Source organism: Bradyrhizobium sp. CCBAU 21365, from assembly GCF_015291305.1.
Taxonomy (GTDB): Bacteria; Pseudomonadota; Alphaproteobacteria; order Rhizobiales; family Xanthobacteraceae; genus Bradyrhizobium; species Bradyrhizobium elkanii.
Genome location: NZ_CP030036.1, coordinates 4,948,549 through 4,975,103 on the forward strand (window position 1 = coordinate 4,948,549; position 26,555 = coordinate 4,975,103).

The following is a 26,555-nucleotide window of genomic DNA, read 5'->3' on the forward strand; positions in this document are numbered from 1 at the left end:
CGATCGCTGTGGCCGCACTTCCACCTGTTCGACAGCTGACGCCGGTCGGTGCGTCAGCTCCGACGTCGGAACCTTGCCGCGTCTCAGCCGTGCCGCTTGGTGTGCAGATAGTCGGCCGAAAACAGCGCCGTGTCCTTGAGCTGCTTCAGGTCGTTGATCGTCAGTATGCGGTCGCGCAGCACGATCAGGCCGGAGCCGCGCAGCTCCTGCAGCGTCCTGTTGACATGGACCACCGACAGGCCGGTGGCATCGGCGAGATCCATCTGCGTGATCGGAAACAGGCAGGAATCGCCGTCGATCATTCCAACCGGCAGCAGGCGCTCATAGAGTTCGCACAACAGATGCGCGACCCGCTCCAGCGCCACGCGCCGCCCGATATTGACCGTCCATTCCCGCTGGATCGCGCTGCTCACCATGGTTTCGCACCAGAGCGCTTCCTCCAGCGAACGGTCGCTCGCCAGCAGCTGCTCGAACACCGGACGCTTGATGTCGGCGTAGGTAACCGGGGTCAGTGCGCCGATCGAATGATCCATCACCGACAGCAGATAAACGCAGGCGTCGCAGCTGTCGCCCGGCAGGACAAAATTGACGATCTGGCGACGACCGTCGGCCAGCGTCTTGTAGCGGCAGAGCCAGCCCGACAGGATGATCCTGACGCTGTCGACCGGATCGCCCTCGGTGGCGAGGTCTTCGCCCGGGCGGGCGCGGTGCAGCCCGTCCTGGATCGCCTGTTGCAGCAACGCGATTCCCCGTTCGGACAATTGCCGCATGGCGTTGAGCCGCCGGATCACCGGCTGCGCCAAATTCCCCTCGAGCACCGGGGGATGCATCTAGCTCCCCATGCTCGGCGTATGGATCGCTTGCGGGCTCATCGGTATGGCGATCGTGCAGTGAAGTCCCGACGGATTGAACTCAAGCGTGCCCTTGCCCTTGAACTCGAACGCCAGCGTCCGCTCCAGGAGATCGGATCCAAATCCCCTGCGGCGCGGCGGCGTCACCTCAGGCCCGCTGCGTTCGCGCCAGTTGAACACCAGTTGCCGTGGCTCGGCCGCATCATCGATGCGCCATGTAACGTCGATGCGCCCGGCGCGTTGGCTCAGCGCGCCATATTTCAAGGCGTTGGTTGCGAGTTCGTGGATTGCCAGTGCGAAGGTCTCCGCGGCCTTGGGTTGCAGGCGGATCCCGGGACCGGAGACTCTCAGTTGCTCGCCCTCCCGCGCGTTGTAAGCCAGCAATTCCTCGACCACGAGATATTCCAGATCGACGCCGCCTTCCGGATCGCGGGTCACCAGCGACTGGGTCCGCGCGAAGGCGTTGAGCCGGCCGTCGAGATGCGATGCATAGTCCTCGACGTTCGCGCTGGTCTCGGCCGAGCGGCGCGCGATCGAGCGGACCACGCCGAGCGTGTTGCGGACGCGATGCTGCAGCTCGGCGAGCAGCAGCCGCTGCCGCTCCTCAGCCCGGGTGATCGCGGTGACGTCGATGAAGCTGATCACGACGCCGGCGATGAAATTGTCGATGCTGCGGTACGGCAGGATGCGCACGATATAGCGCGTGCCGCTGTCGGGCGCGGTCAGCTCGCGCTCGGCGCTGGCCAGCGTCCGCTGCACGCGGCGGACATCATCATAGAGCTCCTCGATCGGGATGCGCGCCTTGATATGCGCGATCGGGCGGCCGACATCGGTCTCGACCAGATGCAGCAAATGCGTGATCGCCGGCGTGAAGTTCATCACCTTGAGATCGTTGTCGAGGAACACGGTTGCGATCCGGGTGCTCTCGAGGAAATTCTTCAGGTCGCTGGTGGCCTGGGTGAGTTCCTGCACGCGGTGCGCCAGCTCGCCATTGACGGTGGTCAGCTCCCCATTGACCGACTGCAATTCCTCGCGCGAGGTCTCCAGCTCCTCGTTGAGCGACTGGTATTCTTCGTTGGAGGACTTCAGCTTCTCATTGGTGTTTTCGAGTTCCTCGATGGTGGCCTGTAGCCGCTCGCGGGTGGCGAGCAGCTCGCTTTCCAGCCGCTCGACATGCTCGGTCCCGATCAGAATGCTGGGATTGCTCTCGGCCTGCTCCACGGGACGGATCGGGCCATCCTTGAACAGCACGACGAAATTGCGATGGCCGGCAGGGCCGTCCTGGATCGGCTCGACGGTGATGTCGACCAGCACGCGATGCCCGTTGACGCCGAGCCGCACCTGCTCGGCATGCGCCGGTTCATTGGTTTCAGCGGCACGGCTGAGCACGGTGCGCAATTCAAGCCTGAGGTCGCGATGCACGAGTTGCAGCAAATCGAGCGTCGCCGTCCCTGCGGTCGGCTCGACGTAGCGGCCGGTGCGGCCGGAGAAATGCAGGATGTGATAGTGGCCGTCGGTAATGACGTAGGCGGGCGCGTAGCGCTCGGCAATGCGCTGGGCGCGGCGCTCGAGGCCGACATCCGGGCCAACGGAACGTATCGGCGGGATGTCGATCGCGACCCGTCCGGCCGCCGTCGTGATGGGGAATTCCGGCGGCAGCCGCGTCCCGGTCTCGAGCCGGCGGAGGTGGCGGGAATAGACATCGATACGCTCCGGGATGTCCTCTGGCGGCAGCACAAAATCGGCGATCGCCGCGGCCGAACTGCCTTCGTCGTGGGGGTTGGACTGGCCGTCGCCAATGCGTTCGGCGATCGCGAGGCCGCCATGATCCTTCAAGGTCCCGACCCCCAGCGTGCCATCGCCGCCCGTGCCGGCCAGCACCACGCCGATCGATTGCTCGGCGCGGTCCTCCGCCAGCGAGACCAGGAAACTGTCGATGGTCGCCCGGTCGCCGCGCGCCTGCTCGGCGCGCCGGACGGCGAAACGGCCGCTCTGGATCGTGGTGATCATGTCAGAGGGGCAAAGATGGATCACGCCGCCCTCGACGACCTGACCGTCCGTGATCTCGGACACCCGCGCGCCTTCCGATCGTTGCAGCGCGTCGCGCAGCCGGGCATACTCGATGACATCGTGGTCCTGCAGCACGAGCACGACGGCTTGATCCGGATTGAGCCGCAGCCGGGAAAAGAACCGCTCGATGCTATCGAGAGCGCCGGCGGATGCCCCCACGCCTACGATCAGCGGCGCCTTACTCTCGCGCTCTCCATCTCCGCCCTGGGGCTGGCCGACGTCATCCATGGTCGCAGCGGCTCTCAATTCTCCGACGGGCATTCTCGCCCGTGCCCGTTGATACCAGAGTTTGATCCTATCCCGATGGGATAAGTAGGAAATCTCCTACCTGCAGGGAAGCGCGATGTGGCCGCCGCTTGTCCTCCAGAGCGCGACGGATCATGTTTGCTTGGCGGCGGCCGACCCGACGATAGACCTTTCCAGTGAGTTCGCGCCGCTACCCCGGCCGAACCGCCGATGGCGATGATGTCTCGATGGGACATGGAACCTGCCCTTTCCAACATTGTTTGCAACAAGGCGAGCATTCGTCCTACGTTCCAATTTTGCGATGACGACATGCCGGGCGCGGCCGGAGTTGATATGTTTGATTTTTCTGCACGTTTGACCGAGGGCCCATTGCTGACAGGACGCCGCGTCCTGATCGTCGAAGACGAGTATTTCCTTGCCGACGACATGCGCAGCGCGCTGCGCGCGCTCGGTGCCGATATCGCCGGTCCGGCCGCTGACATCGCCGATGCGCTTCGCATCCTGCACGACGGCGGCGTGATCGATGGTGCGGTGCTCGATGTGAACATCCGCCAGCAGATGATCTATCCGGTCGCGCGCGAGCTCCAGGCGCGCGGCGTGCCGATCGTGTTCACCTCGGGATACGACAAGATCGTACTCGGCACCGAATTCGCGGACGTCCCGTTGTGGGAGAAGCCGTTCGACCATCGCACCATGGCCCAGGGGCTCGCGGGCATGATCCTGCGCGCGATCCCATGAACCAGGCTTGACCGCCTGTCTCAACGACGCTGCCGGACACGAATAATCCGCTCGAGCATTTGCAAATGTTAGTGCGGAGGTTTGCAGCGACCGCCACGATACTCCAGTCGCGATATCGGACGGGGTGCGTGATGACCGACATCGAAAGACGTATCGAGCAACTTGAGCAGACGGCCGCAGAACGCGCGCTGGTCGCCGACCTCTCAACCGTCACGGAAACCCGCATCCGTAACGCCCAATTGGCGGACGAGTTACGCCTCGTGGTCGCGCAGCTCAGGACGTTGAGATCGGCTGACGTTCATATTGCCTGATTTGTCTCGGCTCACGATCTCCGGCGAACCGGCGGCGTGACCCATCCACCCGGCGCATCTTCCTCAGGAAGGACAACGATGCTGCACCATTCAACAGATCGGATCGCGGAATGCCTGCAACTGGCCGACGAAGCCGACCATCGGGCCTCGACAGCCAGCGTCGAAACGACGCGCAAGGATTATGAGTTGCTGGCGCGATCCTGGCGACGGTTGGCGCTGAGTTACGAATTGTCCGCGCATCTCGAGCGCTTCATCCAAGCCCGCTCGTCGACGTTACCGACCCATCAGCATACTGCACATGCCCGGATCCCACCAGCGAAACCTTACTTGCAGTTGTCGCGGTGAGCTTTGATCTCCGTGCGCGCGCTCGCCGAATTATGCACCGATTGCCGCAGCTCGGCGAGTTGCTCGTCTCGTTGATCCGTAAGCGATTTCCTTTGTTCGCGCAAAGTTTGACTTTCTTCTATGGCGAGCTCAGCGCGGGCGAACAGCGGATCAATCATCAAGCTACATTACCCGGGGGTCGTGTCATCTGCCCTATCATAGGATAAGTTAGGATCGGGTTGGCGTAATAGACGGCACGACAGTCGTATCCGTTCATAAGAACCGGCGAGCTGTTTTTGCAAGAGTTCGTTGCCAGCTTGAATTCGTCGCTTCATGGCCTCGAACCTGGCGAGCTGAAACCAGTAGTCGTCCCACATGCTTTGCCTCCGCCAAGAGCACTGAGCGGAGAACCCAACGCCGATCAAGATCATGGGTTCCCGTAGCGGATTTCCTCTTGGGGGAACGGCTCTTGCGTCTTGCGGCCGACGAACGTGTCGGCCGACGGATTCTCGCGCAATATTCTGAGCGAACGCTGGATCACCTCGTGCGTCTGAGCAACGAGTTCTTCGCGCCAAGCTTGGTAAGCGTTGGGCACATCAGCCATGGCCGCGCTCCCTCGCTGTGCAGGCGGGAGCGCGCTCGGTCTCTCAGCCACCGACGCCTACGGGCAGAGCCTCGGCCGGTGATAAGAAGACAATAAACCTCGGCCAGGAAAGTTGCCAACAAAAGTGCCGCGCCGGGAACCTCAGCGCAATACATCCGGTGTCGTCCCTGCGAAAGTGTTCGCAGGGACGACGTGTAGAAAGAGCAGCGAGCTCTCACGGGGGGCCGTCTACCCCATCAACCACCGCTGCGCATCCCGGCGCGCGCATCGATCTGCGTTCAGCTCGCCGGCTATCCGGCGAAGCTCATCTGCTTGCACAGCATCCCAAGAGCTTCCGCACACCCGCGCGGCTTGGTCACCACGGGGAGATGCGCATACTTCTCGGGCAGCGTGCTGGCGTCGTAGCCGGTGTACAGGGTGACCGGTGTACCCATCGCAATCAGGGTATCGATCAACTTGTAGGACGAAGTTCCATTGACGTTGATGTCGATCAGCGCGCCAGAGGCTACGGAAGCGTGCGGGCGGGCTTCGTCGATCGAAGCGAACGGCCCGACGACGTGATAGCCGGCCTGTCGTGCCAGCGTGGCGCAGTCATCGGCAATGAAATACTCGTCTTCCACGATCAAGATCGTACGCATAGCAGTACCTCTGCCAGTTGCGCGGATGATCGAGGTGTTAACGTTGTTCCGCCGGTTGGGTTTCCCGACGCGGCGTTCAGGACAGCGGCCATGACCTATTTCAGCGAGCGGGGAATTTCGACGCCAAGGTGGGACTGGTCCCGTTTTCCAGGCACACGCCGTCAGCTACCGGCCACCAACAACCCAAGGTACAGCCAGAGTACAATTGTCACGGTAATCGTTGCGGCGAAAAAGTAGCGGTCGATGAGATTCATCAACTGCACCCTTCGGCTGACTATGGCGGATATCGAATCGCGGTCGAACATCAGTCACTTGCCGCTTGTCATCTCTCTGCCTGGTTCCGGCATTTACATATGAGAGATCAATGATCTCGCTCGGAGATGCCTCGTTTGCCGATGCCGAAGACCAAACCAGTCGCCGTCACCGCCAGGCTGCAGGGGGTGCGCCGCTCCAGGCGGCAAACGAAGGAACGAGGGGCGGCGCCTGCGGTTGGAGCCAGCGAACGCGATGCATCAGCCAAGAACCGCCGCCGATATCGCTGCCTGGCGTCCCGCCCGGCCTCGCCAAGGGTCGAGCACGATCATTGCCGGCGGGATCAACCTGACGTTGTTGTGATAGTTTTGGGGAGGAGTTGGCTCCATGAAAGCAACGATTGAACAAAGAACGACCGCCGGCAATCTCGACCTGCTCGACCGCTACTGGCGCGCCGCCAATTACCTTTCGGTCGGCCAGATCTACCTTCTCGACAATCCGCTGCTCGGCGAGCCGCTGCGCAAGGAACACATCAAGCCCCGCCTGCTCGGCCATTGGGGTACCACGCCGGGCTTGAATTTCGTCTATGCCCATCTCAACCGGGTCATCCGCGCGCTCGATCTCAACGTCATCTACATTTGCGGTCCCGGACATGGCGGTCCGGGCATGGTGGCGAACACATATCTCGAAGGCACCTACAGCGAGATCTATCCCGATGTCGGCCGAGACACCGACGGTCTGCGCAAGCTGTTCCGGCAGTTTTCCTTCCCCGGCGGTATTCCAAGCCACGCGGCACCGGAAACGCCCGGCTCCATTCATGAGGGTGGCGAACTCGGCTATTCGCTGGTCCACGCCTATGGCGCGGCGTTCGACAATCCGGATCTGATCGTGGCCTGCGTCGTCGGCGATGGCGAGGCGGAAACCGGTCCGCTGGCTGCATCGTGGCACTCGAACAAGTTCTTAAATCCCGCGCGTGACGGCGCGGTGCTGCCGATCCTGCACCTCAACGGCTACAAGATCGCCAATCCGACGGTGCTCGGGCGGATGGGCGACGAGGAAATCCGCAACCTCTTTCGCGGCTACGGACATGAGCCGCTTTTCGTCGAGGGCGACGATCCGATGCCGATGCATCGCGCCATGGCCGCTGCCCTGGATGAGGCGCTTGCAGCCATTCACAAGATCCAAACCGAGGCGCGCGGCAGCAAGCGGTCGGGGCGGCCGCGCTGGCCGATGATCGTGCTGCGCAGTCCAAAGGGCTGGACCGGTCCGAAGGAGGTCGACGGGCTCAAAGTCGAGGGCTTTTGGCGCGCGCACCAGGTGCCGATCGCGCAAGTCCGCGACAACCCCGCGCATCTCAGGCTGCTTGAAGACTGGATGCGCAGCTACCATCCCGAGGAGCTGTTCGACAAGGATGGTGCGCTGATCCCGGAGCTCCAAGCCCTCGCCCCGACCGCAAACCGTCGGATGGGCGCCAATCCACATGCCAATGGCGGCCTTCTGAAACGTGAGCTCCGGCTGCCGGACTACCGCGCATTTGCCGTCGACGTAAAGCAGCCGGGTCAGACGGTCGCCGCAGCGACGCACGAGCTTGGAAAATACCTGCGCGATGTCCTCAAGCTGAATGCCGATGCCGGCAATTTCCGCATCATGGGGCCTGACGAAACCGCCTCGAACCGGCTGGATGCCGTGTTCGAAGCCACGGACCGGGTCTGGATGGAGCCGACCGAGCCGTATGATGTCCATCTCGCTCAAGACGGCCGTGTCATGGAAGTCCTCAGCGAGCACCTCTGCCAGGGCTGGCTGGAGGGCTATCTATTGACCGGACGCCACGGCTTCTTCTCCTGCTATGAAGCGTTCATCCACATCGTGGATTCGATGTTCAACCAGCACGCAAAATGGCTGAAGGTCTCGCGTCAATTGCCGTGGCGGCGTTCGATCGCCTCGCTCAATTATCTGCTGACATCGCATGTCTGGCGCCAGGATCACAACGGCTTCAGCCACCAGGATCCCGGCTTTGTCGATCTGGTCACCAACAAGAAAGCCGACATCGTCCGGGTCTATTTCCCGCCCGACGCCAACACGCTGCTATGGGTCGCCGATCACTGCCTGCGGACCTACGATCGGATCAATGTCATTGTCGCGGGCAAACAACCGTCCGCGCAGTGGCTTTCGATGCAGGACGCCGCCACTCATTGCGATGCCGGCATTGGCATCTGGACGTGGGCCGGAACCGAGGATCCCACCAGCGAGCCCGATGTCGTGATGGCCTGCGCCGGTGACGTGCCAACGCTGGAGACGCTCGCCGCCGTTGATCTTCTGCACAAGGCCCTCCCCGACCTCAAGATCCGCGTGGTCAACGTCGTCGACCTGATGACGCTGCAGCCGAGGCAACAGCACCCTCATGGCCTCAGCGATCGCGACTTCGACAGCCTGTTCACGCGCGATCGCCCCGTCATCTTCGCCTACCACGGCTACCCTTATCTGATCCACCGGCTCACCTATGGCCGGGCCAATCACGACAACATGCACGTGCGCGGCTTTGTCGAGGAAGGCACGACGACCACACCTTTCGACATGGTCGTTCTCAATGGACTAGACCGCTACCATCTCGCGATCGAGGCGATCGAGCGCGTGCCGGGGCTCGCCACCAAGGCCGCACAGATCAAGCAAGGATACCGGGATGCCTTGATCGCGCATGCGCGATATGTGCGCGAGCATGGCGAGGACATGCCGGAGGTTCGAGACTGGGTCTGGCCGAACGGCTCGGACGGCAGAGCACCTGCCAAATCCGGCGGTTGAGCCATGCCGACGTCCGATGCGGTCCTGATCGTCAACTCCGGCTCGTCGAGCATCAAGTTCGGCCTTTTCGATGCTTCGCGTACCGATCCCACGCTGCTCTGCAAGGCACAGATCGATGAGCACGAGGGCGCGTCGCGATTGGTCTTCACCGATCCGGCCGGCCGCGCGTCGTTCGCGTTGGAGCAAGTCGAACCAGATACGCCGCCCGATCGGCTGTTTGCCGCAGTCCTGGCTCGGATCGAACATCATCTCGGCGAGCGGCTGCGTGCCGTCGGGCATCGCGTCGTTCACGGCGGCCGCGAGTTTCCGCGTCCGGTCGAAATCAATCGGACGGTGCTTGCCGCCCTCGACGCCCTCACCCCGCTGGCGCCGCTGCATCAGCCTCGCTGCCTGACGCCAATCCGGGCAATCGGCGCGATCCGGCCGGAACTGATGCAGGTCGCCTGCTTCGACACGTCGTTCCATCATGGCCTCGCGCCGCCCGTCAATCGGCTTGCGATCCCGAGACATCTCGAACGCGCCGGCATTCGGCGATACGGCTTTCACGGTCTCTCCTTCGAATATATCGCGGGCCGCCTCGCCGACATCTCGCCGGAGCTTTCCTCGAAGCGCACCGTGGTGGCGCATCTCGGCAACGGCGCAAGCCTCTGCGCCATGCGGAACGGCCGCAGCATCGACACCACGATGGGGCTGACGCCTCTCGACGGCCTGGTCATGGGGACTCGTTGCGGCACGATCGATCCGGGCGTTCTGCTTTACCTCCAGCAGCAGAACGGCATGTCGGTCGACGACCTTGAGCAGCTGCTTTATCACCAATCGGGGCTGCTCGGCGTTTCAGGCCTGTCCTCCGACATGCGTGTCCTGCTCGCAAGCCAGGAGCCCGCCGCGAAGGAAGCGGTTGACCTCTTCACGTTCCGCATCGCGCAACAAGTCGCCGCGATGGCTGGCACGCTGGGCGGATTGGAATGCCTGGTGTTCACAGGCGGTATCGGCGAGCACGCGAGCGAGATTCGCGAGCAGGTCTGCGAACGGCTCCGATGGCTGGGTGTCCAGCTCGATCCATCCGCCAACGCTGCGGCACAGCTGCACATTGCTTGCGAGGATAGTTCAGTGGATGTGCTCGTCATAGCAACCAACGAGGAAGCAACCATCGCTCGCCACTGCGCAGCCTTGATCCCGGGAACCTAGGATCGACGAGAGGCCGATTCACATATGCAAATGCGAACGCCGGCGACGGGCGCATGCTATTTGTTGCCTGCTAGATCTCGACAACGGTGCAGGCGGATGACCCCACTGTCGGCTCCCAGGCCCTGAAAGGTGCTGGGGTCGTCTCCGCACCGCAAAGGCCCTGACGCTCGGCCCGGCGTCAGGGCCTTCGCCATTCCGAAGCCTGGAAGGGCTCCTGAACGACACGTATCAGCGCCCCTTGAAGCGCGGCCTCCGCCGTCCGAGGAACGCCGCGACGCCTTCCTTGTGATCCTCGGTCAGGCTGGCCAGCGCGAACTGGTCGAGGTCCATGTGGCTGGCGAGATCGTCGAGCGCATGTGCCAGCCGGTTGACCGTCAGCTTGGTCATCGCGACCGAGATCGGCGGCTGGGCGGCGATCTTGGCCGCGAGCGCCATCGCGGCTTCATATGACCTTCCGGGATCGGTCACCTGCTCCACCAAGCCCCATTCGTAGGCCTCATCGGCCGAGATCCGGTCGTCGGCCAGGATCACCGCCTGCTTGGTGCGCGCCGGTCCCATCAGATGCAGCATGCGCGGCACGCTCTGCCAGCTCATGTTCATGCCGAGCGCGATTTCCGGCACCCGCATATGCGCGTCGCGCGCCATGACGCGGAAATCCAGCGCGACCGCGAGTGCCACGCCGCCGCCGACGCAAAACCCCTCGATCGCGCCGATCGTGACCTGCTCCATGTCCTGCCAGGCGCGCGTCAGCCGCGGCCCGAGCTTCAGGTGCCGGCGCAGCGCGCCCATGTCCATGGTCTGGCGCGAACGCCCTTCGGCATCCTTGAGGTCGAAGCCGGCGCTGAACGATTTGGCGCCGCCGGTCAGCACCACCACCGAGGTCTCGCCATCGTCCTCGAAACTGCGCGCCGCGTCGGTCAGCTGCCGCAGCGCCTCCGGCGACAGCGCGTTGATACCGTCGCCGCGGTCGAACCGCACCACCGCGATCCGTCCCTCCGGTCCGAGCCCCTTCTCGATCGTCACATCATCAACCACGCATACCTCCCCGCTCGCATTCTTGTGTACTGCCTGCCTCGACATAGCACGACGGTTTCGCCTATTCTGTGGGCATGAGCGAACATGATCATCACCACCACGATCACGACCATTCCGAACTGTCGGAGACCGAACTGCGCGTCCGTGCGCTGGAATCGATCCTGACCGAGAAGGGCTATGTCGAGGCTGCCGCGCTCGACGCCATCGTGCAGGCCTACGAGACCAAGATCGGCCCGCATAACGGCGCCCGCGTCGTCGCCAAGGCCTGGACCGATCCCGCCTTCAAGAAGGCGTTGCTCGAGGACGCCAGCAAGGCTGTCGGCACCCTCGGCCATGTCAGCCGGGTCGGCGACCATCTGGTCGCGATCGAGAACACGCCTGGCCGCCACAACATGGTCGTCTGCACATTGTGCTCCTGCTACCCTTGGGAAATGCTGGGGCTGCCGCCGGTCTGGTACAAGGCCTCGCCGTATCGTTCGCGCGCCGTCAAGGATCCGCGCGGCGTGCTCGCCGATTTCGGCGTCAGCCTGCCGAAGGAGACGGAAATCCGGGTCTGGGATTCGACCGCGGAGACGCGCTTTCTGGTGCTGCCGATGCGGCCCGAAGGCACCGAGGGCTTGAGCGAAGACCAGCTCGCCGAGCTGGTGACGCGCGATTCCATGATCGGCACCGGCTTTCCCAAGAAACCGGGAGCGCCGTCATGAACGGCGTCCACGACATGGGCGGCATGGATGGGTTCGGCAAGGTCGAGCCCGAGCCGAACGAGCCGATGTTCCATGAGGAGTGGGAATCCCGGGTGCTCGCCATGGTCCGCGCGATGGGCGCGGCCGGCGCCTTCAACATCGACGCCTCGCGCTTCTATCGCGAGACCCTGCCCCCGCAGGTCTATCTGTCGAGCTCCTACTACAGGAAATGGCTGCTCGGGCTGGAAGCCCTGCTGCTCGACAAGGGCTTCATCTCGAACGACGACGTCGCCGCTGGGCATGCCGTCGCGCCGGCGAAAGCGCTCAAGCACGGCAAGTTCTCGGTGGCCGACATCGAGCGCATCATGGTGCGCGGCAAGTTCGGCCGCGCCGCGCCGGGACCTGCGAAATTCAAGGCCGGCGATCGGGTGCGGGCGAAGAACATCCATCCCGCCACCCACACGCGGCTGCCGCGCTACGTGCGCGGTCACGTCGGGGTGGTCGAGCGCGATCATGGCTGTCACGTATTTCCCGATACGGTCGCCAACGACGCCGGCGAACATCCGCAATGGCTGTACACCGTCGTGTTCGACGGACGCGAGCTGTGGGGACCGGACTCCGATCCGACCATCAAGGTCTCGATCGACGCGTTCGAGCCCTATCTGGAGGCTGTCTGATGGATGCAGGCGCCGCTGCGCGCGCGACCAGCGCCGTCTCCAGCATCCCCCGCGATCAGGACGGCCCGGTATTCCGCGCCCCCTGGGAAGCGCAGGCATTCGCCATGGCGTTGAGCCTGCATGACCGCGGCGTGTTCACCTGGACCGAATGGGCTGCCGCGCTCGCCGACCAGATCAAGCGCGCGCAGGCTGCCGGCGATCCCGACACCGGCGAGACCTATTACCAGCATTGGCTGGCAACCCTCGAGCACCTCGTGGCCGCCAAGGGCGTCACGACGCATGAGACACTGCACCGCTACCGCGACGCCTGGGACCGCGCCGCCGACCGCACCCCGCACGGCAAGCCGATCGAGCTGACGGCGGCGGATTTTAGGTAGCCTCGAATGCCATGATCACCTGCATGCGCATGCGCGGGTGATGACATCGCGTGGTGGGGCGCCTTGAATCGCGAACTCATCCTCATCGTCGTCCGGGCGAAGGCCGGGACCCATGACCCCAAATGCAAATTGTTACGCGATGCTGGAACGACGAGTCCTACCTACAATGCCTGCCGCGGCGTATGGGTCGCGGCCTTCGCCGGGACGACGACGGGGACAGAACCGCGCGCACGGATTCCAGAGACGGGACTGCTGGAGCCGAGAAGCCGCAGCGTACCGGATCGCCCCTGCCATATTTCTGTATAATGGAAAAGTATCGCTGAGTTGCCCGACGTGTCAAGTTGCCGTGTCGAACGCCGGCAGCCGCCGGCTCCTTTGCATGGGGTTGTTTTCGATATTTTGGCAGCGCGCCCCTGCGGACGGCGATCTGCCCACGGTCACGGGCCACCCCGCGCAACATATTCGCGCCAGCCCTTGGCCCGCAGGCTGCAGGCCGGGCATTCGCCGCAGCCATAGCCCCAATCGTGCTGCGCGCCGCGTTCGCCGAGATAGCAGGTGTGCGAGTGCTCGCGGATCAGGTCGACCAGCCCTGCTCCGCCGAGTTCGTGCGCAAGCCGCCAGGTCGCGGCCTTGTCGAGCCACATCAGCGGCGTGTGCAGCTCGAAATCCCTGGCCATGCCGAGATTGAGCGCGGACTGCAATGCCTTGATGGTCTCGTCGCGGCAATCCGGATAGCCGGAATAGTCAGTCTCGCACATGCCGCCGATGATGTGGCGGATGCCGCGCCGATAGGCCAGCGCCCCCGCGAAGGTGAGGAACACGAGGTTGCGGCCGGGCACGAAGGTGTTCGGCAAGCCGTCCGCGCCCATTTCGATTGCGACGTCGCGGGTCAGCGCGGTGTCGGAAATCTCCGACAGCGTCGGGATATCAAGCGTGTGGCTGTCGCCGAGTTTCGCAGACCATTCCGGCCGAACGCGCTTGATCCCGGCCAGCAGTTGGTCCCGGCAATCGAGCTCGATCGCGTGGCGCTGGCCGTAGGTGAAGCCGAGCATCTCGACGCGGGCAAAGCGCGACAAGGCCCAGGCAAGGCACGTGGTGGAATCCTGGCCGCCGGAAAACAGCACCAGCGCGGTGTCGGAAGCGTTCTGATCGGTCATGGAACGCGATTTAGCACCTGGCGGCGCCGTAGCCAATCCGTGGACAGTGCCGTGTTTCCGGCGTGTTTTGCTGGGATCGACAGGGCCGATTTGGCATAACGGCCATACCTCTCATACAGCGGTGCTCCATGACCCCTTCCCGCGACATTTCCCGCCTGATCGAGATCATGGCTGCGCTGCGCACGCCGGTGACCGGCTGCCCTTGGGACCTCGTGCAGAATTTCGAGACCATCGCGCCCTACACGATCGAGGAGGCCTATGAGGTTGCGGATGCGATCGCGCGCGGCGATCTCGACGATTTGCGCGAGGAACTCGGCGACCTGCTGTTGCAGGTGGTCTATCACGCCAGGATGGCTGAGGAGCAGAACGCGTTCGCGTTCGGCGATGTGGTCGAGGCGATCACCAGCAAGATGATCCGCCGTCACCCGCACGTCTTCGCGGACAAGGACGGCAACATCCAGCCGGCCGGCGTCAAGAGCGCCTGGGAACGGATCAAGGCCGAGGAGAAGGCCGAGCGCGCCGCGCGGCGGCCGCCCGAGGAGACCGCGCACAAATCGCTGCTGGCGAGCGTGAAGGCGGGCCTGCCTGCCCTGACGCGCGCAATGGAGCTGCAGCGCAAGGCATCCACCGTCGGCTTCGACTGGAACGACCCGCGCGCCGTGCTCGCCAAGATCCGCGAGGAGGCCGACGAGATCGAGGCCGCGCTCGACCGCAACGACAAGGCGGAGATCGCGGAGGAAACCGGCGACCTGATGTTCGCGCTGGTCAACCTCGCCCGCCACGTCGACGCCGATCCGGAAACCGCGCTGCGTGCGACCAACGTCAAGTTCGAGCGGCGCTTTGCCTATATCGAGAAGGCGCTGGCGGCGAAGGGGCGTTCGCTCGATAGCGCATCGCTGGAGGAGATGGACGCGTTGTGGAACGAAGCAAAGACCGCCGTCGTCCCGGCGAAAGCCGGGACCCATACCGCGTGATCTAACGGATAGTCGACGGTACTAATACCAGGCGATGAGGAACTGCGACCGGCTCAATCACGACGGCTTGTGGTTATGGGTCCCGGCCTTCGCCGGGACGACGGTGAGTTTGTGGACGCAGCGCAGCGCTCTGCCCACGCAGTCTCCTACAACAACGTCCCGCGCAGGATCACCGCGGCAACGCCGAAATAGATCACGAGGCCGGTGACGTCGACCAGTGTCGCGACGAATGGCGCGGACGCGCTGGCCGGGTCGAAGCCGATGCGCTTGAGGATGAACGGCAGCATCGAGCCGCACAGCGATCCGAACGTGACGATGCCGATCAGTGCGGCACCGACGGTCGCGGCGACGAGCGCCCAATGCGGGCCGTAATCGAACAGGCCGAGCGTCTGCCACAGCGTGATCCTTATGATGCCGATCAGGCCCAGGATGGTGCCGAGCACGATACCTGTAGGCAGTTCGCGCACGGCGACACGCCACCAGTCGCGCAGCCGCACCTCGTGCAGCGCCAGCGAGCGGATCAGGAGCGAGGTTGCCTGTGAGCCGGAATTGCCGCCTGAGCTCATGATCAACGGGATGAAGAGCGTCAGGACGATCGCCCTCTCGAGCTCGCTCTGGTACGACTGCATCGCGGTCGCGGTCAGCATTTCCGACAGGAACAGCGCGCACAGCCAGCCGGCGCGCTTCTTGATCATCTCGCCGAAACCGATCCGCAGATACGGCTCGTCGATCGCTTCCATGCCGCCGAACTTCTGGGCGTCCTCGGTCGATTCCTCGACGATCGCGTCGATGACGTCGTCGACCGTGACGATGCCGAGGATATGGCCGGGACCGTCGACGACCGCGACGGCGAGCAGATCGTAGCGCGAGATCAGCCGCGCGGCCTCCATGCGGTCGGCCTCGGGTGCGATCATCAGCGGCTTCCGCGCCGGCGCCGCGGTCAGCACATTGGCGTGCGGATCGGCCGAGATCAGGCGGCGCAGCGGCACGGCCTGGATCAGGGTCTTCTTGACCGGGTCGATCACGAAGATCGAGTAGACGGTCTCGCGGGTGCGCTCGACCATCCGGATGTGATGCAGGACCTCGGCGATGGTCCAGCTCGAGGGCACGCTGACGAATTCGGTCGTCATGATGCTGCCGGCGCTGCGCTCGGGATAGGCCAATAGCCCGGAGATAACGTTGCGGGTCTCCGGATTGAGCCCGTTCAACAGCGTGGTGCGCAGCGGCTCGACCAGCTCCTTGAAGATATCGGCGGCACGGTCGTCGGAGACGCCCGACAGCAGCGAGACCGCGGTGTCTTTCGGCAGCTCGGCGAGGATCTCGCAGGTGTTGTCGAGCCCGGGCAGGTCGAGCACCTCGATCGCCTTCTCGGCCGGCAGCGAGCGCAGCAGCTTGGCGGCATCCGCGGGCTCCCGGGCGTTGAGCGCCTCGACGATTTCGGGCGCCCGCTCCTGGGCAAGATCACCGTTCTGGCCGGCGAGCCTCGCTTTCGTGATGGTTTCGCTGGTGTCCTGCATCGATCCGCCTCGGCTTTGCGTTCTGCAGCGCAATGAACCAAGGCGGCACGGATTTCAAACAGAAAGTGCGACGCCGCGTCGCAGGCGCATCGGCGCCCGCAACGTCACGGCATCGTCATATTTCGGAAGATTGCAGGGACCGGATGCGAGGGCTTACGCCTCGTGGGGAACGGCCGCGAACCGGCTCATCACGATGTCGCGCTTGGTCTCGTCGACGCGCACCGTCATGTCGAAGCGCTCGCCATGCAGCTCCTTGTTCAGGACCTCGGCATTGCGGTGCAGCCAGCTGATGCCGGCGCCATCGGAGGCGTCGATCGAGAGATTGAGCGTCGAGCGCCTGGCCGCGAGGCGATCCTCGATGGCGGCGAGCAGCGCATCGATCCCCTCGCCTGTTGCGGCCGAAACCAGGAAGCATGGCCGCTCCGGCGGACGGCGCGCGGCGATATTGCGCAAATTGTCCCGCTCCACGGGATCGAAGCGGTCGATCTTGTTCCAGACCTCAATGATACGCTGGCCGCCGTCGGCGTCGGGGTCGATGCCGAGCTGGCGCAACACCGCCTCGACGTCGCGCTCCTGCGCCTCCGCATCCTCGTGGGAGATGTCGCGGACATGCAGGATGATATCGGCTTCCAGCACCTCTTCCAGCGTGGCGCGGAACGCGGCCACCAGCTGGGTCGGCAGATTGGAGATGAAGCCGACCGTGTCCGACAGCATCGCCTTGCCGCCATGCGGCAGGTTGAGCGCGCGCAGGGTCGGGTCGAGCGTCGCAAACAGCATGTCCGCGGCCTGCACGTCGGCGCGGGTCAGGCGGTTGAACAGCGTCGATTTGCCGGCATTGGTGTAGCCGACCAGCGCCACCACGCGATACGGCACGCGCTGGCGGCCGGCGCGATGCAGCCGCCGCGTCGCCTGCACCTTCTTCAACTCGCCCTCGAGCTTGGTGATGCGCTCGCTGATCAGGCGGCGGTCAGCCTCGATCTGAGTTTCGCCGGGGCCACCCATGAAGCCGAAGCCGCCGCGCTGGCGCTCGAGATGGGTCCAGGACCGCACCAGGCGGCTGCGCTGGTAGTTGAGATGGGCGAGCTCGACCTGCAGCGCGCCTTCCTTGGTCTTGGCGCGGCGGCCGAAGATTTCCAGGATCAGGCCGGTGCGGTCGAGCACCTTGGTGCTCCAGGCCTTCTCGAGATTGCGCTGCTGGATCGGCGACAGCGCGCAATCCATCACCACGAGCTCGACCTCGTTACTGGCGACGAGCCCGTTGATCTCCTCGACCTTGCCCTTGCCGAGATAGGTGGCGGGCCGGATCTGGCTGATCGGCGCGATGACGGAGTCCACCACAGTGAGGTCGATCGCACCGGCGAGGCCGGCGGCTTCCTCGATCCGCGCTTCATAGTCGCGGACAGAGGAATCCGTTTGCGCATCGCCGTCGCCACGGCGCGTGCGCAGGTACGGGCCGATGACGATCACCCGCCCGGTGCTGCCGCTCCCTGCCGACCCGGGCCTAGACTTGGTCCGGTCGGCGCCCCCTTCACGATTGAAGGGTTCCAATCAGTTCACTCTCAAGCCGGTGCGTCCTCACCACCTTCGAACAGCTGAATCGGAGCTCCGGGCATGATGGTCGAGATCGCGTGCTTGTAGACAAGCTGCGAGTGGCCGTCGCGCCGCAGCAGCAAGCAGAAATTGTCGAACCATGTGACAATGCCCTGCAGCTTTACTCCGTTGACCAGAAATATCGTCAGTGGCGTCTTGGTTTTACGAACGTGATTAAGGAAGGTGTCTTGTAGATTTTGTGCGCGGTCTGCCGCCATTGTTTTTGTCCCGCAAGCTTGTGCTTCTTTTTATTGAACCGGTTGCTGCTCTCTGACGGAGCCTCCTCCGGCTGCCCACCTGCCACGAGATCCCCCTCCGGCAGGCATAGCGGTAGGATTAGAGGCTACGCGCGGTTTTTAGGCAAGCCAGTTCGCGGTGCAGTCGGTAGGAACACGGTGGCAATTCTAAGAAAGTGCGGGGAAAGAGACGAATATTCTCGTGGAGAGTGGATAAATCCCCGGTTGTACCGGCCCTCCCCTCGCCCCGCCGATCGATCCAAACTGCTCCCGAGAGCCATCTACCGGCTCCCCGGCGGTGACCGCCGGGGTTCGCTCCGAGCCGCCGGCGGTCTGCCGGCCTGCCGCGCCGGGGTCAGCCGACCCCGAGCGCCTTCAGCTTGCGGTGCAGCGCCGAGCGCTCCATGCCGACGAACTCCGCGGTTCGCGAGATATTGCCGGAGAAGCGGCTGATCTGGGCGATCAGATAGTCGCGCTCGAACACCTCGCGCGCCTCGCGCAACGGCAACCCCATGATGTGCTCGCCATTGTTGGAGGTCGGCATCGCCGGCACCATCGAGCCGACGTCCTGCGGCAGCATGTCGGCGGTGATGATCGCCTCCGGCCCGCCGCCGGCCAGGATCATCACGCGCTCGACATTGTTGCGGAGCTGGCGGACGTTGCCCGGCCAGACATGCGACTGCAGCACGGCCATCGCGTCCTGCCCGATCTGCCGCTTCGGCAGGCCGGTGGCGGCCGAGATCTGGTCCATGAAATAGTCGATCAGCTCGGGGATGTCCTCGCGACGCTCCGACAGCGGCGGCACCCGGATCGGCACCACCGAGAGGCGATGATAGAGGTCCTCGCGGAAACGGCCTGCGGCGATCTCCTCCTCGAGATTGCGCGCGGTCGAGGAGATGATGCGGACGTCGACATGGACCTTGCTGGTGCCGCCCTGGCGCTGGAAGGTCTGATCGACCAGCACGCGCAGAATCTTGTTCTGGGTCTCGCGCGGCATGTCCGCGATCTCGTCGATGAACAGCGTGCCGCCATGCGCCTCCTCGAGGGCGCCGGCCTTGCGCTGCTGTTCGCCGTTCGATCCCTCGATGCCGAACAGCTCGATCTCCATCCGCTCCGGCGTGATCGCGGCCGCATTGATCACCACGAACGGCCCTTCGGCGCGCCCGGAGGCATGGTGCAGCGTGCGCGCGGCAAGCTCCTTGCCGGCGCCGGAAGGACCGACGATCAGGATGCGGCTGTTGGCCTTGGCGGCGCGGTCGATGGTCTGGCGCAGCTGGTTCATGCAGGCCGAGCGGCCGGTCAGGACGCTCGCCGCAGGCGCCAGTTGCTTGAGCTCCTTCACCTCGCGGCGGAGCCGCGAGGTTTCCAGCGCCCGGGTCGCGACCAGGATCAGCCGGTCCGACTTGAACGGCTTCTCGATGAAGTCGTAGGCGCCGCGCTTGATCGCGGCGACCGCGGTCTCGATGTTGCCGTGGCCCGAGATCATCACGACGGGCAGATCGGCATTGTCCTTCTTGATCTGCTCGAGCAGCTGCAGGCCATCGAGCTTGGAGCCCTGCAGCCAGATGTCGAGGAAGACCAGGTTGGGCCGGCGGTTGGCGATCTCGGCAAGCGCCGAATCGCTGTCGCGCGCGGTGCGCGTGGAAAAGCCCTCATCGTCCAGAATCCCCGCAACGAGGTCGCGAATGTCAGCTTCGTCGTCGACAATCAGAATGTCACTTGCCATGGGTTACACCTGCGTTGTCAGTCGCTCGTCGCGGCTTTGAATTTTGGCTGTTGCGCATTTGGCTCTTGATTATTTGGCCCTTGATCAGCGGGATCTTGGATCGGTTCTTGGATTTTTGGTTCATTGTTGGTCGCTTGTGCCGGGCTGTTGGTCGGCTCCTCCGGCGGATTTTTTTCACTGTCCGGTTCGGTCTTGTCCGGTTTGACGTCCGGTTTTTGGTCCTTGCTTGCGGGCTTGCTCTCCGGCTTGGCCGCCTGGCCCGTGACGGCAAAGCGCAGCCGCATCCAGGCGCCGCGCTGGCCGTCGCGGAAATCGGAGGCATCCTTGAGCTCGATGCGGCCGCCATGGTCCTCCAGAACGCGGCCGACGATCGCCAGGCCGAGGCCGGTGCCCTTCGCCCGCGTCGTGACATAGGGCTCGAGCAGGCGCGCACGGGCGACCTTGGGCAGGCCGATGCCGTTATCGACGACGTCGATCAGGATGTCGTCGTTCTCGCGCTGCGCCACGACGTCGATGCGGCCCTTGCCGAGTTCCTCGCGCGGCACCTGCTCGATCGCCTCGGTGGCGTTCTTGATGATGTTGGTCAGCGCCTGCGAGATCAGCCGGCGGTCGAACTGCGCCGGCAGCGGCGACTGCTTGATGTCGGCCTCGATGTCGAGATCGGGATGGGCGACCTTCATCAGGAACACCGCTTGACGCACCACGTCGGCGACGTCCTCGCCTTCCATCACCGGCTTCGGCATCCGCGCGAAGCGCGAGAACTCGTCGACCATCCGCCTGATGTCGTCGACCTGGCGAACGATGGTATCGGTGCACTGCTCGAAGATCGACTTGTCCTTCTCCTCGGTGATGGTCTTGCCGAACTTGCGGCGGATGCGCTCGGCGGAGAGCTGGATCGGGGTCAGCGGATTCTTGATCTCGTGGGCGATGCGGCGGGCGACGTCACCCCAGGCCGAGGTGCGCTGCGCCGACACCAATTCGGTGATGTCGTCGAGCGTGATGATGTAGCTGTCGCGCGACTGGCTGGTCTGCTCGGCCGAGACGCGGACCGACAGATTGCGCTCATGGCCGTCGCGCAGGATCGTGACCTGCCCCTGCACCAGGCGCTGGGTTCCCTCGCGCGCGGTCTTCATCATCTCGTCGAGCTCGGGCAGCACGTCCGAGAGCGGATGGCCGAGCGTCTCCGACTCGGCGTGGCCGATCAGCTTTTCCGCCGAGCGGTTGAGGACGCCGATGGTGCCTGACGCGTCGACCCCGATGATGCCGGCCGAGGCCGACGACAGCACCGCTTCGATGAAACGGCGGCGGCTGTCGATGGTTTCGCTGGCATCGACCAGCTCGTTGCGCTGGGTGCGCAGCTCCTGCGTCATCTTGTTGAAGATTTCGCCGAGCAGCGCGAGGTCGCTTTCCGACTTGTTGACGGGCACCTGGACATTGAGATTGCCGGTCGAGACCTCGCTCGCCGCGCCCATCAGCTGGCGGATCGGCGACACCAGCCCGTTGGCGAAGTTGAGCCCGATCAGCACCGAGGCCATCAGGATGGTCAGCGCGATCACCGCGAACATCAGCGCGAACGCGACCTGGATGCCGAGCCTGCGGGTCTCGAGCTGGGCATATTCGGCCGCGCTGGTCTGGGTCTGCTTGAGCTGGGCAACCACCGCCGGATCGAGCAGCCGCGCCACATACAGGAACATGTCGTCATAGGCCCGCAGGCGGACCACGGAGGCGACGTAGTTTTCCGGAAAGACCGAGATCTTCGGCTCGGTCTCGTTGATGTCCTTCAGGATATCGGGCGGCGGCGCCTCATAGTTCAGGCGAACGCCGGTTTCGGCGCTGGCGACGATCTTGCCGTCCTTGTCCATCAGGACCGCGACCGGAAGATTGCGCGACTCGGCGCCGGCCGTCATCAGCTGCAGGAACGTCATGCGATCCTGGTCGTAGAGCGGCCGCGCATGGGCGAGGTCATTGGCCATCGCCAGCGTGTCGCCGTTGATGAGCTGGGCGTGCTCCTGCATGTAGGCGCTGGCGATGGTCAGCGAATTCTGGATCACCTGCTTGGTGGGCCCCGAGAACAGCCGGTCGAGGCCGCGCTCGATGGTGACGTTGGCCACGATCGACACCAGCACGGCGGGCAGCACCGCGATCACCGAGAACAGGCCGACGATCTGGACATGCAGCCGCGCCGCGGCCCGGCCGCGCCGCCTCGCTTGCACCATCTGCCAGACTTCCCGGACGATGATGCCGACCAGCAGCAGGATGGTGCCGGCATTGATCATCAGGAAGGAGCGGACCACCTCGGACGTGGGCTCGATCGGGGTCAGGCCGGTCAGCACCACGAAGGTGAGGAAGGCGGACAGCAGCGCGATGGCCACGGCAAACGGCGCCAGCCAGCGCCGCAGCGGGAAGCCCCGCGCCTCTGCATTGGGCTCGGCCGGGGGCGCGTGTAATGTTGAAGCGGTGGTCTCTGCGCTGGTCATACCGGCAATTGAGCTGAGAGCGATCGCCCGCGGGAATTGCGAACTGATGCAATCATATCACAATGTTGCCGAATTGCGACATTTCCGCGGCGCAAACCCCTGGTGCGGCGCCGTGTCCCCAAAACCATTTGTGACTACTCAATAACGGCAGCGGGGCCCGCGCCGGCCCCGTCAACCTCTACCCGCCGCTCCGGTAGACCTGGATGTCGAGGTCGCGGATCTTCTTGCGCAGCGTATTGCGGTTCAATCCGAGCAGGTCGGCGGCCCGGATCTGGTTGCCGCGGGTCGCCGCCAGGGCGGCGGTCAGCAGCGGGATCTCGATCTCCTTGAGGATGCGGTGGTAGAGGCCCGGCGGCGGCACGCCGTTCGGGAAGCCGGAGAAGTGCGAGGACAGATAGGCCTCGACCGCGCCGCCGAGATTGTCGACGCCGACGGTCGCCGTGCTGCCCGAGGTCACCGCCGGCGGCGCCAGCTCGCCGTCGATGACGGAAGCGGTGATGACGTCCTGCGGATAGAGCGCGGCGAGCCGCCGGGCGAGGTTTTCCAGCTCGCGGACGTTGCCCGGCCAGCGGTGCTGCTTGAGCCGCTCCAGCGCCTGGGCGTCGAGCTTCTTCGGCGGCAGGCCGTCCTTCTCGGCGAGCGAGAAGAAGTGCCTGATCAGGTCGGGCAGATCCTCGATGCGCTCGCGCAGCGGCGGCAGCCGCAGCGGCACCACATTGAGGCGGAAGAACAGGTCTTCGCGGAACAGGCCCTGCTGGATCAGGATGCGCAGGTCCTTGTTGGAGGCGGCGACGATGCGCACGTCGGTCTTGATCGGAGTGCGGCCGCCGACCGTGGTGTATTCGCCCTGCTGCAGCACGCGGAGCAGCCGGGTCTGCGCCTCCATCGGCATGTCGCCGATCTCGTCGAGGAACAGCGTGCCGCCCTCGGCCTGCTCGAAGCGGCCGGAGGCGCGGGTGTTGGCGCCTGTGAAGGCGCCACGCTCATGGCCGAACAGCTCCGATTCGATCAGGTCGCGCGGGATCGCCGCCATGTTGACCGCGACGAACGGGCCGTTGCGGCGCCGCCCATAGTCGTGCAGCGCACGCGCGACCAGCTCCTTGCCGGTGCCTGATTCGCCCGAGATCATCACGGTGAGATCGGTCTGCATCAGCCGCGCCAGCACGCGGTAGATTTCCTGCATCGCCGGCGAGCGGCCGACCAGCGGGATCGAATCGAACTCGCTGTCGTCGGCGGGACTGGCGACCCGCTCCTTCGGCTCGGCCAGCGCGCGGCCGACGATGGTGATCAGCTCCTTCAGGTCGAACGGCTTCGGCAGATATTCGTAGGCGCCGCGCTCGGAGGCGCGGATCGCGGTCATGAAGGTGTTCTGCGCACTCATCACGATGACCGGCAAATTCGGCCGCATCTTCTTGATCCGCGGCAAGAGATCGAACGCGTTCTCGTCGGGCATCACGACGTCGGTGATGACGAGATCGCCCTCGCCCTGGCTGACCCAGCGCCACAGCGTGGCGGCGTTGCCGGTCAGGCGCACCTCATAGCCGGCGCGCGACAGCGCCTGGTTCAGAACGGTCCGGATGGCGGTGTCGTCGTCGGCGACAAGTATGCTACCTGCAGGCATTGGTGTTCCTCATCGTGCATCCTGAGAGGCAGGCGAGGACGTACCCGGAACGTCATCGCGGTTGCTCTGGTCGAGTTGCTTGGCGGCGCTGTACATCGGCATCAGCACACGGAAAGTGGTTTTGCGCGGCTGCGACTCGCATTCGATGATGCCGCCGTGATCGCCGACGATCTTGGCGACCAGCGCGAGGCCGAGCCCGCTGCCGGTCTGCTTGGTGGTGACGAAGGGATCGAACAGGTTCGGCAGCAGGTCTTCCGGGACGCCAGAGCCGTTGTCCTTGACGCAGAATTCCAGCGGCAGCGAGACCCGCGATTTCTTGCCCGGCACCGACAGCCGCACCCCCGGCCGGAACGCCGTGGTGAGCTGGATCTCCGCATCGGTGCCGAGATCGGCGACCGCTTCGGCCGCGTTCTTGACGAGGTTGAGGAACACCTGGATCAGCTGGTCCTGGTTGGCCAGCACCGGCGGCAACGACGGATCGTAGTCCTCGATGAAGCGGACATTGCGGGCAAAGCCGGACTGCGCCAGGCGCTTCACATGATCGAGCACGGAATGGATGTTGACCGGGCCGCGCGCCACCGGGCGGTCGTCGCCGAACACTTCCATGCGGTCGACCAGCGTCACGATGCGGTCCGCCTCGTCGCAGATCAACCGCGTCAAGAGCCGGTCCTCGGAGGACGCCTGCTGCTCCAAAAGCTGCGCCGCGCCGCGGATGCCCGACAGCGGGTTCTTGATCTCGTGGGCGAGCATCGCCGCCAGCGCGATCACCGAGCGCGCCGCGCTGCGATGGGTGAGCTGCCGATCCATCTTGTCGGCGATGGTGCGCTCCTGCAGCATCACCACGATATGCCCGGGCCGCTCGGTCAGCGGCGCGACGTGCAGATCGACCTGGCGATCGCCGCCGATCCGCGGCGTGCCGAGATCGACCTTGTATTCGTTGACCGGCGAGCCGCTCGTCCGCACCTGCTCGATCAGCGCCAGCAGCGGGCTGCCGAACGGCACCAACTCCTTCAGCGACTGCCGGCGCAGGAACTGGGTCGAGATCTCGAAGAATGATTCGGCCGCGATATTGGCGTCGACGATCCGCCCGTCGGGCGCGACCAGCAGCACCGGATTGGGCAGCGCATTGAGGATGGCCTCGCCGTCAGTCGGCACCGGCCGGCGGAATTCCATGGCTGACGTCATGCGGCAGCACTCCAGGCAAAATCGTCGTAGGCGTCGGCGAGCGAGCGATGCACGCTGGACGGCTCTTCTGCGGTCAGGATCGCCTGCCGCCAGGCCTTCAATGTCGCGGCCGGCGCGCAGCTATAGGCCGCGGCAGCCTCCAGCGCCCAGCCGAGATGCTTGCGTGCATGCTTGAGCCCGATGCGCAGGCCATAGTGGCTGCAAACCTCGTCATAGAGCGCGCGAATATGCGTGAGCTGCTCGGCGAGCGACGGCGCGGCCTCGGCGATCCCGGTCTCCAGGCGGCGGCCGATCTGTCCCGGCAGCCAGGGCTGCCCCTGCGCGCCGCGGCCGATCATGACGGCGTCGGCACCCGACATCTCGAGCGCGCTGACAGCCTTGTCGAACGAGGTGATGTCGCCATTGACCACGACCGGGACGGTGACGGCGTCCTTGACGGCGCGCACGGCGTTCCAGTTCGCCTCGCCCTTGTAGAACTGGCAGCGGGTCCGGCCATGCACGGTGATCATCTGCACGCCGGCGGCCTCGGCGCGGCGCGCCAGTTCCGGCGCATTGAGCGAGCGGTCATCCCAGCCGAGCCGCATCTTCAGCGTCACCGGCACCTTGACCGCCGACAGCGTCGCATCGATCAAGGTCACCGCATGGTCGAGGTCGCGCATCAGGGCGGAGCCGGACTGGCCGCCGGTCACGTGGCGGGCCGGACAGCCCATGTTGATATCGATGACGTCGGCGCCGGCGCCTTCGGCGATCCGCGCGCCCTCCGCCATCCAGTGGGTCTCGCAGCCCGCCAGCTGGACCACATGCGGCCCGACCCCGGCTGCCTCGCAACGCAGCTTCGACATCGGCTTGCCGTTCACCAGATCGTTGCTAGCGGTCATCTCGGAGACCACCAGGCCGGCGCCCAAAGTGGCAGCGAGTCGCCGGAAGGGCGCATCGGTAATGCCGGACATGGGCGCGAGGAGAACCCGGTTGGCGACAGCAATATCGCCGATCTTCAATGGGTTACGAGGAGTACTTTGCACGCCGGTCACAGCCGTCTCGTCGTTCTGTCAACCACGCCATTGCGGCTGACATCGTCTATTCTGCGCACAATTCTTGTGCAGTCAAGGCTCATGCCTACGGTTTAGACATTCCTACCACCAGTACAAGTGCACTGCAACAAGATCTGCTTTTCCCACAGTCATCGGCAAACGCTCTGTTTTTGCGCAGCGGTCATGCTAAGGGCTGTGCGCGGCGATCCTCGCCGTTCCCCTCATCCCCGATTCGCCTGTCACTGGTT

At 64.7% G+C, this 26,555-nt stretch carries 25 protein-coding genes; 9 read left to right on the forward strand and 16 right to left on the reverse strand.

Going from position 1 to position 26,555, the window contains the following annotated elements; all coding sequences use genetic code 11:
* Positions 1 to 83: 83 nt before the first annotated feature.
* Positions 84 to 830, reverse strand: a complete 747-nt coding sequence (locus XI02_RS22725; protein WP_016840746.1) for a Crp/Fnr family transcriptional regulator — start codon at positions 828 to 830, stop codon at positions 84 to 86.
* A complete protein-coding gene (locus tag XI02_RS22730; RefSeq protein ID WP_018271690.1) occupies positions 831 to 3,149 on the reverse strand; it encodes a chemotaxis protein CheB in 2,319 nt (772 codons plus the stop codon).
* Positions 3,150 to 3,536: 387 nt separating this feature from the next.
* Here XI02_RS22730 and XI02_RS22735 point away from each other — a divergent pair, with 387 nt between their 5' ends.
* The 3 genes from XI02_RS22735 to XI02_RS22745 all read left to right on the forward strand — a co-directional run bounded on the left by XI02_RS22735 (position 3,537) and on the right by XI02_RS22745 (position 4,561).
* Entirely contained in the window at positions 3,537 to 3,905 is a 369-nt protein-coding gene (locus tag XI02_RS22735) for a response regulator (protein ID WP_018271691.1), read from the forward strand.
* Positions 3,906 to 4,036: 131 nt separating this feature from the next.
* Positions 4,037 to 4,216, forward strand: coding sequence for a hypothetical protein (locus XI02_RS22740; protein ID WP_240537272.1), 180 nt, complete (start codon positions 4,037 to 4,039; stop codon positions 4,214 to 4,216).
* Between the two features lie 78 nt (positions 4,217 to 4,294).
* Entirely contained in the window at positions 4,295 to 4,561 is a 267-nt protein-coding gene (locus tag XI02_RS22745) for a hypothetical protein (RefSeq protein WP_129965016.1), read from the forward strand.
* Here XI02_RS22745 and XI02_RS22750 read toward each other — a convergent pair.
* From XI02_RS22750 to XI02_RS22765, 4 genes are all read right to left on the reverse strand, one after another.
* Positions 4,540 to 4,719, reverse strand: a complete 180-nt coding sequence (locus XI02_RS22750; protein ID WP_016840737.1) for a hypothetical protein — start codon at positions 4,717 to 4,719, stop codon at positions 4,540 to 4,542. The genes XI02_RS22745 and XI02_RS22750 overlap by 22 nt on opposite strands.
* A gap of 248 nt (positions 4,720 to 4,967) precedes the next feature.
* Positions 4,968 to 5,144, reverse strand: coding sequence for a hypothetical protein (locus XI02_RS22755; RefSeq protein WP_016840733.1), 177 nt, complete (start codon positions 5,142 to 5,144; stop codon positions 4,968 to 4,970).
* Positions 5,145 to 5,434: 290 nt separating this feature from the next.
* Positions 5,435 to 5,782, reverse strand: a complete 348-nt coding sequence (locus XI02_RS22760; RefSeq protein WP_016840732.1) for a response regulator — start codon at positions 5,780 to 5,782, stop codon at positions 5,435 to 5,437.
* Positions 5,783 to 5,943: 161 nt separating this feature from the next.
* Positions 5,944 to 6,087 (reverse strand): hypothetical protein, encoded by a 144-nt coding sequence (locus tag XI02_RS22765; protein ID WP_016840730.1) that lies wholly within the window; start codon positions 6,085 to 6,087, stop codon positions 5,944 to 5,946.
* Positions 6,088 to 6,421: 334 nt separating this feature from the next.
* On the opposite strand from XI02_RS22765, the gene XI02_RS22770 reads away from it, so the two are divergent.
* Positions 6,422 to 8,833, forward strand: coding sequence for a phosphoketolase (locus XI02_RS22770; RefSeq protein ID WP_018271693.1), 2,412 nt, complete (start codon positions 6,422 to 6,424; stop codon positions 8,831 to 8,833).
* Positions 8,834 to 8,836: 3 nt separating this feature from the next.
* Positions 8,837 to 10,021 carry an acetate/propionate family kinase gene (locus tag XI02_RS22775; protein ID WP_018271694.1) on the forward strand — a complete coding sequence of 395 codons (1,185 nt, stop codon included), beginning with the start codon at positions 8,837 to 8,839 and terminating at the stop codon, positions 10,019 to 10,021.
* A 228-nt stretch (positions 10,022 to 10,249) separates the two neighbouring features.
* Here XI02_RS22775 and XI02_RS22780 read toward each other — a convergent pair whose 3' ends face one another.
* Complete coding sequence (locus tag XI02_RS22780) at positions 10,250 to 11,056, reverse strand: enoyl-CoA hydratase/isomerase family protein (RefSeq protein WP_018271695.1); 807 nt, start codon at positions 11,054 to 11,056, stop codon at positions 10,250 to 10,252.
* Between the two features lie 74 nt (positions 11,057 to 11,130).
* Here XI02_RS22780 and nthA point away from each other — a divergent pair, with 74 nt between their 5' ends.
* The 3 genes from nthA to XI02_RS22795 are packed head-to-tail and all read left to right on the forward strand — an operon-like array spanning position 11,131 to position 12,793.
* Positions 11,131 to 11,760 (forward strand): nitrile hydratase subunit alpha, encoded by a 630-nt coding sequence (gene nthA / locus XI02_RS22785; RefSeq protein ID WP_018271696.1) that lies wholly within the window; start codon positions 11,131 to 11,133, stop codon positions 11,758 to 11,760.
* Positions 11,757 to 12,416: a nitrile hydratase subunit beta gene (gene nthB / locus XI02_RS22790; protein WP_016840716.1), complete on the forward strand. Its 660-nt coding sequence runs from the start codon at positions 11,757 to 11,759 to the stop codon at positions 12,414 to 12,416. Before nthA ends, nthB begins: the two co-directional genes overlap by 4 nt.
* Positions 12,416 to 12,793 carry a nitrile hydratase accessory protein gene (locus XI02_RS22795; protein WP_016840714.1) on the forward strand — a complete coding sequence of 126 codons (378 nt, stop codon included), beginning with the start codon at positions 12,416 to 12,418 and terminating at the stop codon, positions 12,791 to 12,793. The genes nthB and XI02_RS22795 overlap by 1 nt, the downstream gene beginning before the upstream one ends.
* A 437-nt stretch (positions 12,794 to 13,230) precedes the next feature.
* Here the strand turns inward: XI02_RS22795 and queC are convergent, their stop codons facing one another.
* Positions 13,231 to 13,950, reverse strand: a complete 720-nt coding sequence (queC, locus tag XI02_RS22800) for a 7-cyano-7-deazaguanine synthase QueC (RefSeq protein WP_016840712.1) — start codon at positions 13,948 to 13,950, stop codon at positions 13,231 to 13,233.
* Between the two features lie 128 nt (positions 13,951 to 14,078).
* Between queC and mazG the strand changes: the two genes are divergently transcribed.
* Positions 14,079 to 14,924 carry a nucleoside triphosphate pyrophosphohydrolase gene (gene mazG / locus XI02_RS22805; RefSeq protein ID WP_018271697.1) on the forward strand — a complete coding sequence of 282 codons (846 nt, stop codon included), beginning with the start codon at positions 14,079 to 14,081 and terminating at the stop codon, positions 14,922 to 14,924.
* 146 nt (positions 14,925 to 15,070) lie between these two features.
* Here mazG and mgtE read toward each other — a convergent pair whose 3' ends face one another.
* The 8 genes from mgtE to dusB form a co-directional block, all read right to left on the reverse strand.
* Entirely contained in the window at positions 15,071 to 16,441 is a 1,371-nt protein-coding gene (gene mgtE, locus XI02_RS22810; RefSeq protein WP_018271698.1) for a magnesium transporter, read from the reverse strand.
* A gap of 153 nt (positions 16,442 to 16,594) precedes the next feature.
* Positions 16,595 to 17,989 (reverse strand): GTPase HflX, encoded by a 1,395-nt coding sequence (gene hflX / locus XI02_RS22815; RefSeq protein ID WP_026192782.1) that lies wholly within the window; start codon positions 17,987 to 17,989, stop codon positions 16,595 to 16,597.
* A gap of 11 nt (positions 17,990 to 18,000) precedes the next feature.
* Complete coding sequence (gene hfq / locus XI02_RS22820) at positions 18,001 to 18,249, reverse strand: RNA chaperone Hfq (protein ID WP_006020546.1); 249 nt, start codon at positions 18,247 to 18,249, stop codon at positions 18,001 to 18,003.
* Positions 18,250 to 18,622: 373 nt separating this feature from the next.
* Positions 18,623 to 19,993, reverse strand: a complete 1,371-nt coding sequence (locus tag XI02_RS22825; protein ID WP_018271700.1) for a sigma-54 dependent transcriptional regulator — start codon at positions 19,991 to 19,993, stop codon at positions 18,623 to 18,625.
* A 17-nt stretch (positions 19,994 to 20,010) separates the two neighbouring features.
* A complete protein-coding gene (locus XI02_RS22830; protein WP_018271701.1) occupies positions 20,011 to 22,470 on the reverse strand; it encodes a HAMP domain-containing histidine kinase in 2,460 nt (819 codons plus the stop codon).
* Between the two features lie 178 nt (positions 22,471 to 22,648).
* Positions 22,649 to 24,091, reverse strand: coding sequence for a nitrogen regulation protein NR(I) (gene ntrC, locus XI02_RS22835; protein WP_016840705.1), 1,443 nt, complete (start codon positions 24,089 to 24,091; stop codon positions 22,649 to 22,651).
* A gap of 9 nt (positions 24,092 to 24,100) precedes the next feature.
* Positions 24,101 to 25,276, reverse strand: coding sequence for a nitrogen regulation protein NR(II) (locus XI02_RS22840; RefSeq protein ID WP_026192783.1), 1,176 nt, complete (start codon positions 25,274 to 25,276; stop codon positions 24,101 to 24,103).
* A complete protein-coding gene (gene dusB, locus XI02_RS22845; RefSeq protein WP_018271703.1) occupies positions 25,273 to 26,274 on the reverse strand; it encodes a tRNA dihydrouridine synthase DusB in 1,002 nt (333 codons plus the stop codon). Before dusB ends, XI02_RS22840 begins: the two co-directional genes overlap by 4 nt.
* Positions 26,275 to 26,555 lie beyond the last annotated feature (281 nt).

Coding starts and splice junctions, on each gene's coding strand:
- nthB (WP_016840716.1), top strand. CDS start 11,757: ATGAACGGCGTCCACGACATGGGCGGCATGGATGGGTTCGGCAAGGTC.
- XI02_RS22750 (WP_016840737.1), bottom strand. CDS start 4,719: ATGATTGATCCGCTGTTCGCCCGCGCTGAGCTCGCCATAGAAGAAAGT.
- nthA (WP_018271696.1), top strand. CDS start 11,131: ATGAGCGAACATGATCATCACCACCACGATCACGACCATTCCGAACTG.
- XI02_RS22740 (WP_240537272.1), top strand. CDS start 4,037: ATGACCGACATCGAAAGACGTATCGAGCAACTTGAGCAGACGGCCGCA.
- XI02_RS22775 (WP_018271694.1), top strand. CDS start 8,837: ATGCCGACGTCCGATGCGGTCCTGATCGTCAACTCCGGCTCGTCGAGC.
- XI02_RS22765 (WP_016840730.1), bottom strand. CDS start 6,087: ATGTTCGACCGCGATTCGATATCCGCCATAGTCAGCCGAAGGGTGCAG.
- XI02_RS22730 (WP_018271690.1), bottom strand. CDS start 3,149: ATGGATGACGTCGGCCAGCCCCAGGGCGGAGATGGAGAGCGCGAGAGT.
- mgtE (WP_018271698.1), bottom strand. CDS start 16,441: ATGCAGGACACCAGCGAAACCATCACGAAAGCGAGGCTCGCCGGCCAG.
- XI02_RS22755 (WP_016840733.1), bottom strand. CDS start 5,144: ATGGCTGATGTGCCCAACGCTTACCAAGCTTGGCGCGAAGAACTCGTT.
- XI02_RS22825 (WP_018271700.1), bottom strand. CDS start 19,993: ATGGCAAGTGACATTCTGATTGTCGACGACGAAGCTGACATTCGCGAC.
- XI02_RS22840 (WP_026192783.1), bottom strand. CDS start 25,276: ATGACGTCAGCCATGGAATTCCGCCGGCCGGTGCCGACTGACGGCGAG.
- XI02_RS22745 (WP_129965016.1), top strand. CDS start 4,295: ATGCTGCACCATTCAACAGATCGGATCGCGGAATGCCTGCAACTGGCC.
- XI02_RS22760 (WP_016840732.1), bottom strand. CDS start 5,782: ATGCGTACGATCTTGATCGTGGAAGACGAGTATTTCATTGCCGATGAC.
- XI02_RS22725 (WP_016840746.1), bottom strand. CDS start 830: ATGCATCCCCCGGTGCTCGAGGGGAATTTGGCGCAGCCGGTGATCCGG.
- XI02_RS22770 (WP_018271693.1), top strand. CDS start 6,422: ATGAAAGCAACGATTGAACAAAGAACGACCGCCGGCAATCTCGACCTG.
- ntrC (WP_016840705.1), bottom strand. CDS start 24,091: ATGCCTGCAGGTAGCATACTTGTCGCCGACGACGACACCGCCATCCGG.
- queC (WP_016840712.1), bottom strand. CDS start 13,950: ATGACCGATCAGAACGCTTCCGACACCGCGCTGGTGCTGTTTTCCGGC.
- XI02_RS22795 (WP_016840714.1), top strand. CDS start 12,416: ATGGATGCAGGCGCCGCTGCGCGCGCGACCAGCGCCGTCTCCAGCATC.
- mazG (WP_018271697.1), top strand. CDS start 14,079: ATGACCCCTTCCCGCGACATTTCCCGCCTGATCGAGATCATGGCTGCG.
- XI02_RS22830 (WP_018271701.1), bottom strand. CDS start 22,470: ATGACCAGCGCAGAGACCACCGCTTCAACATTACACGCGCCCCCGGCC.
- hfq (WP_006020546.1), bottom strand. CDS start 18,249: ATGGCGGCAGACCGCGCACAAAATCTACAAGACACCTTCCTTAATCAC.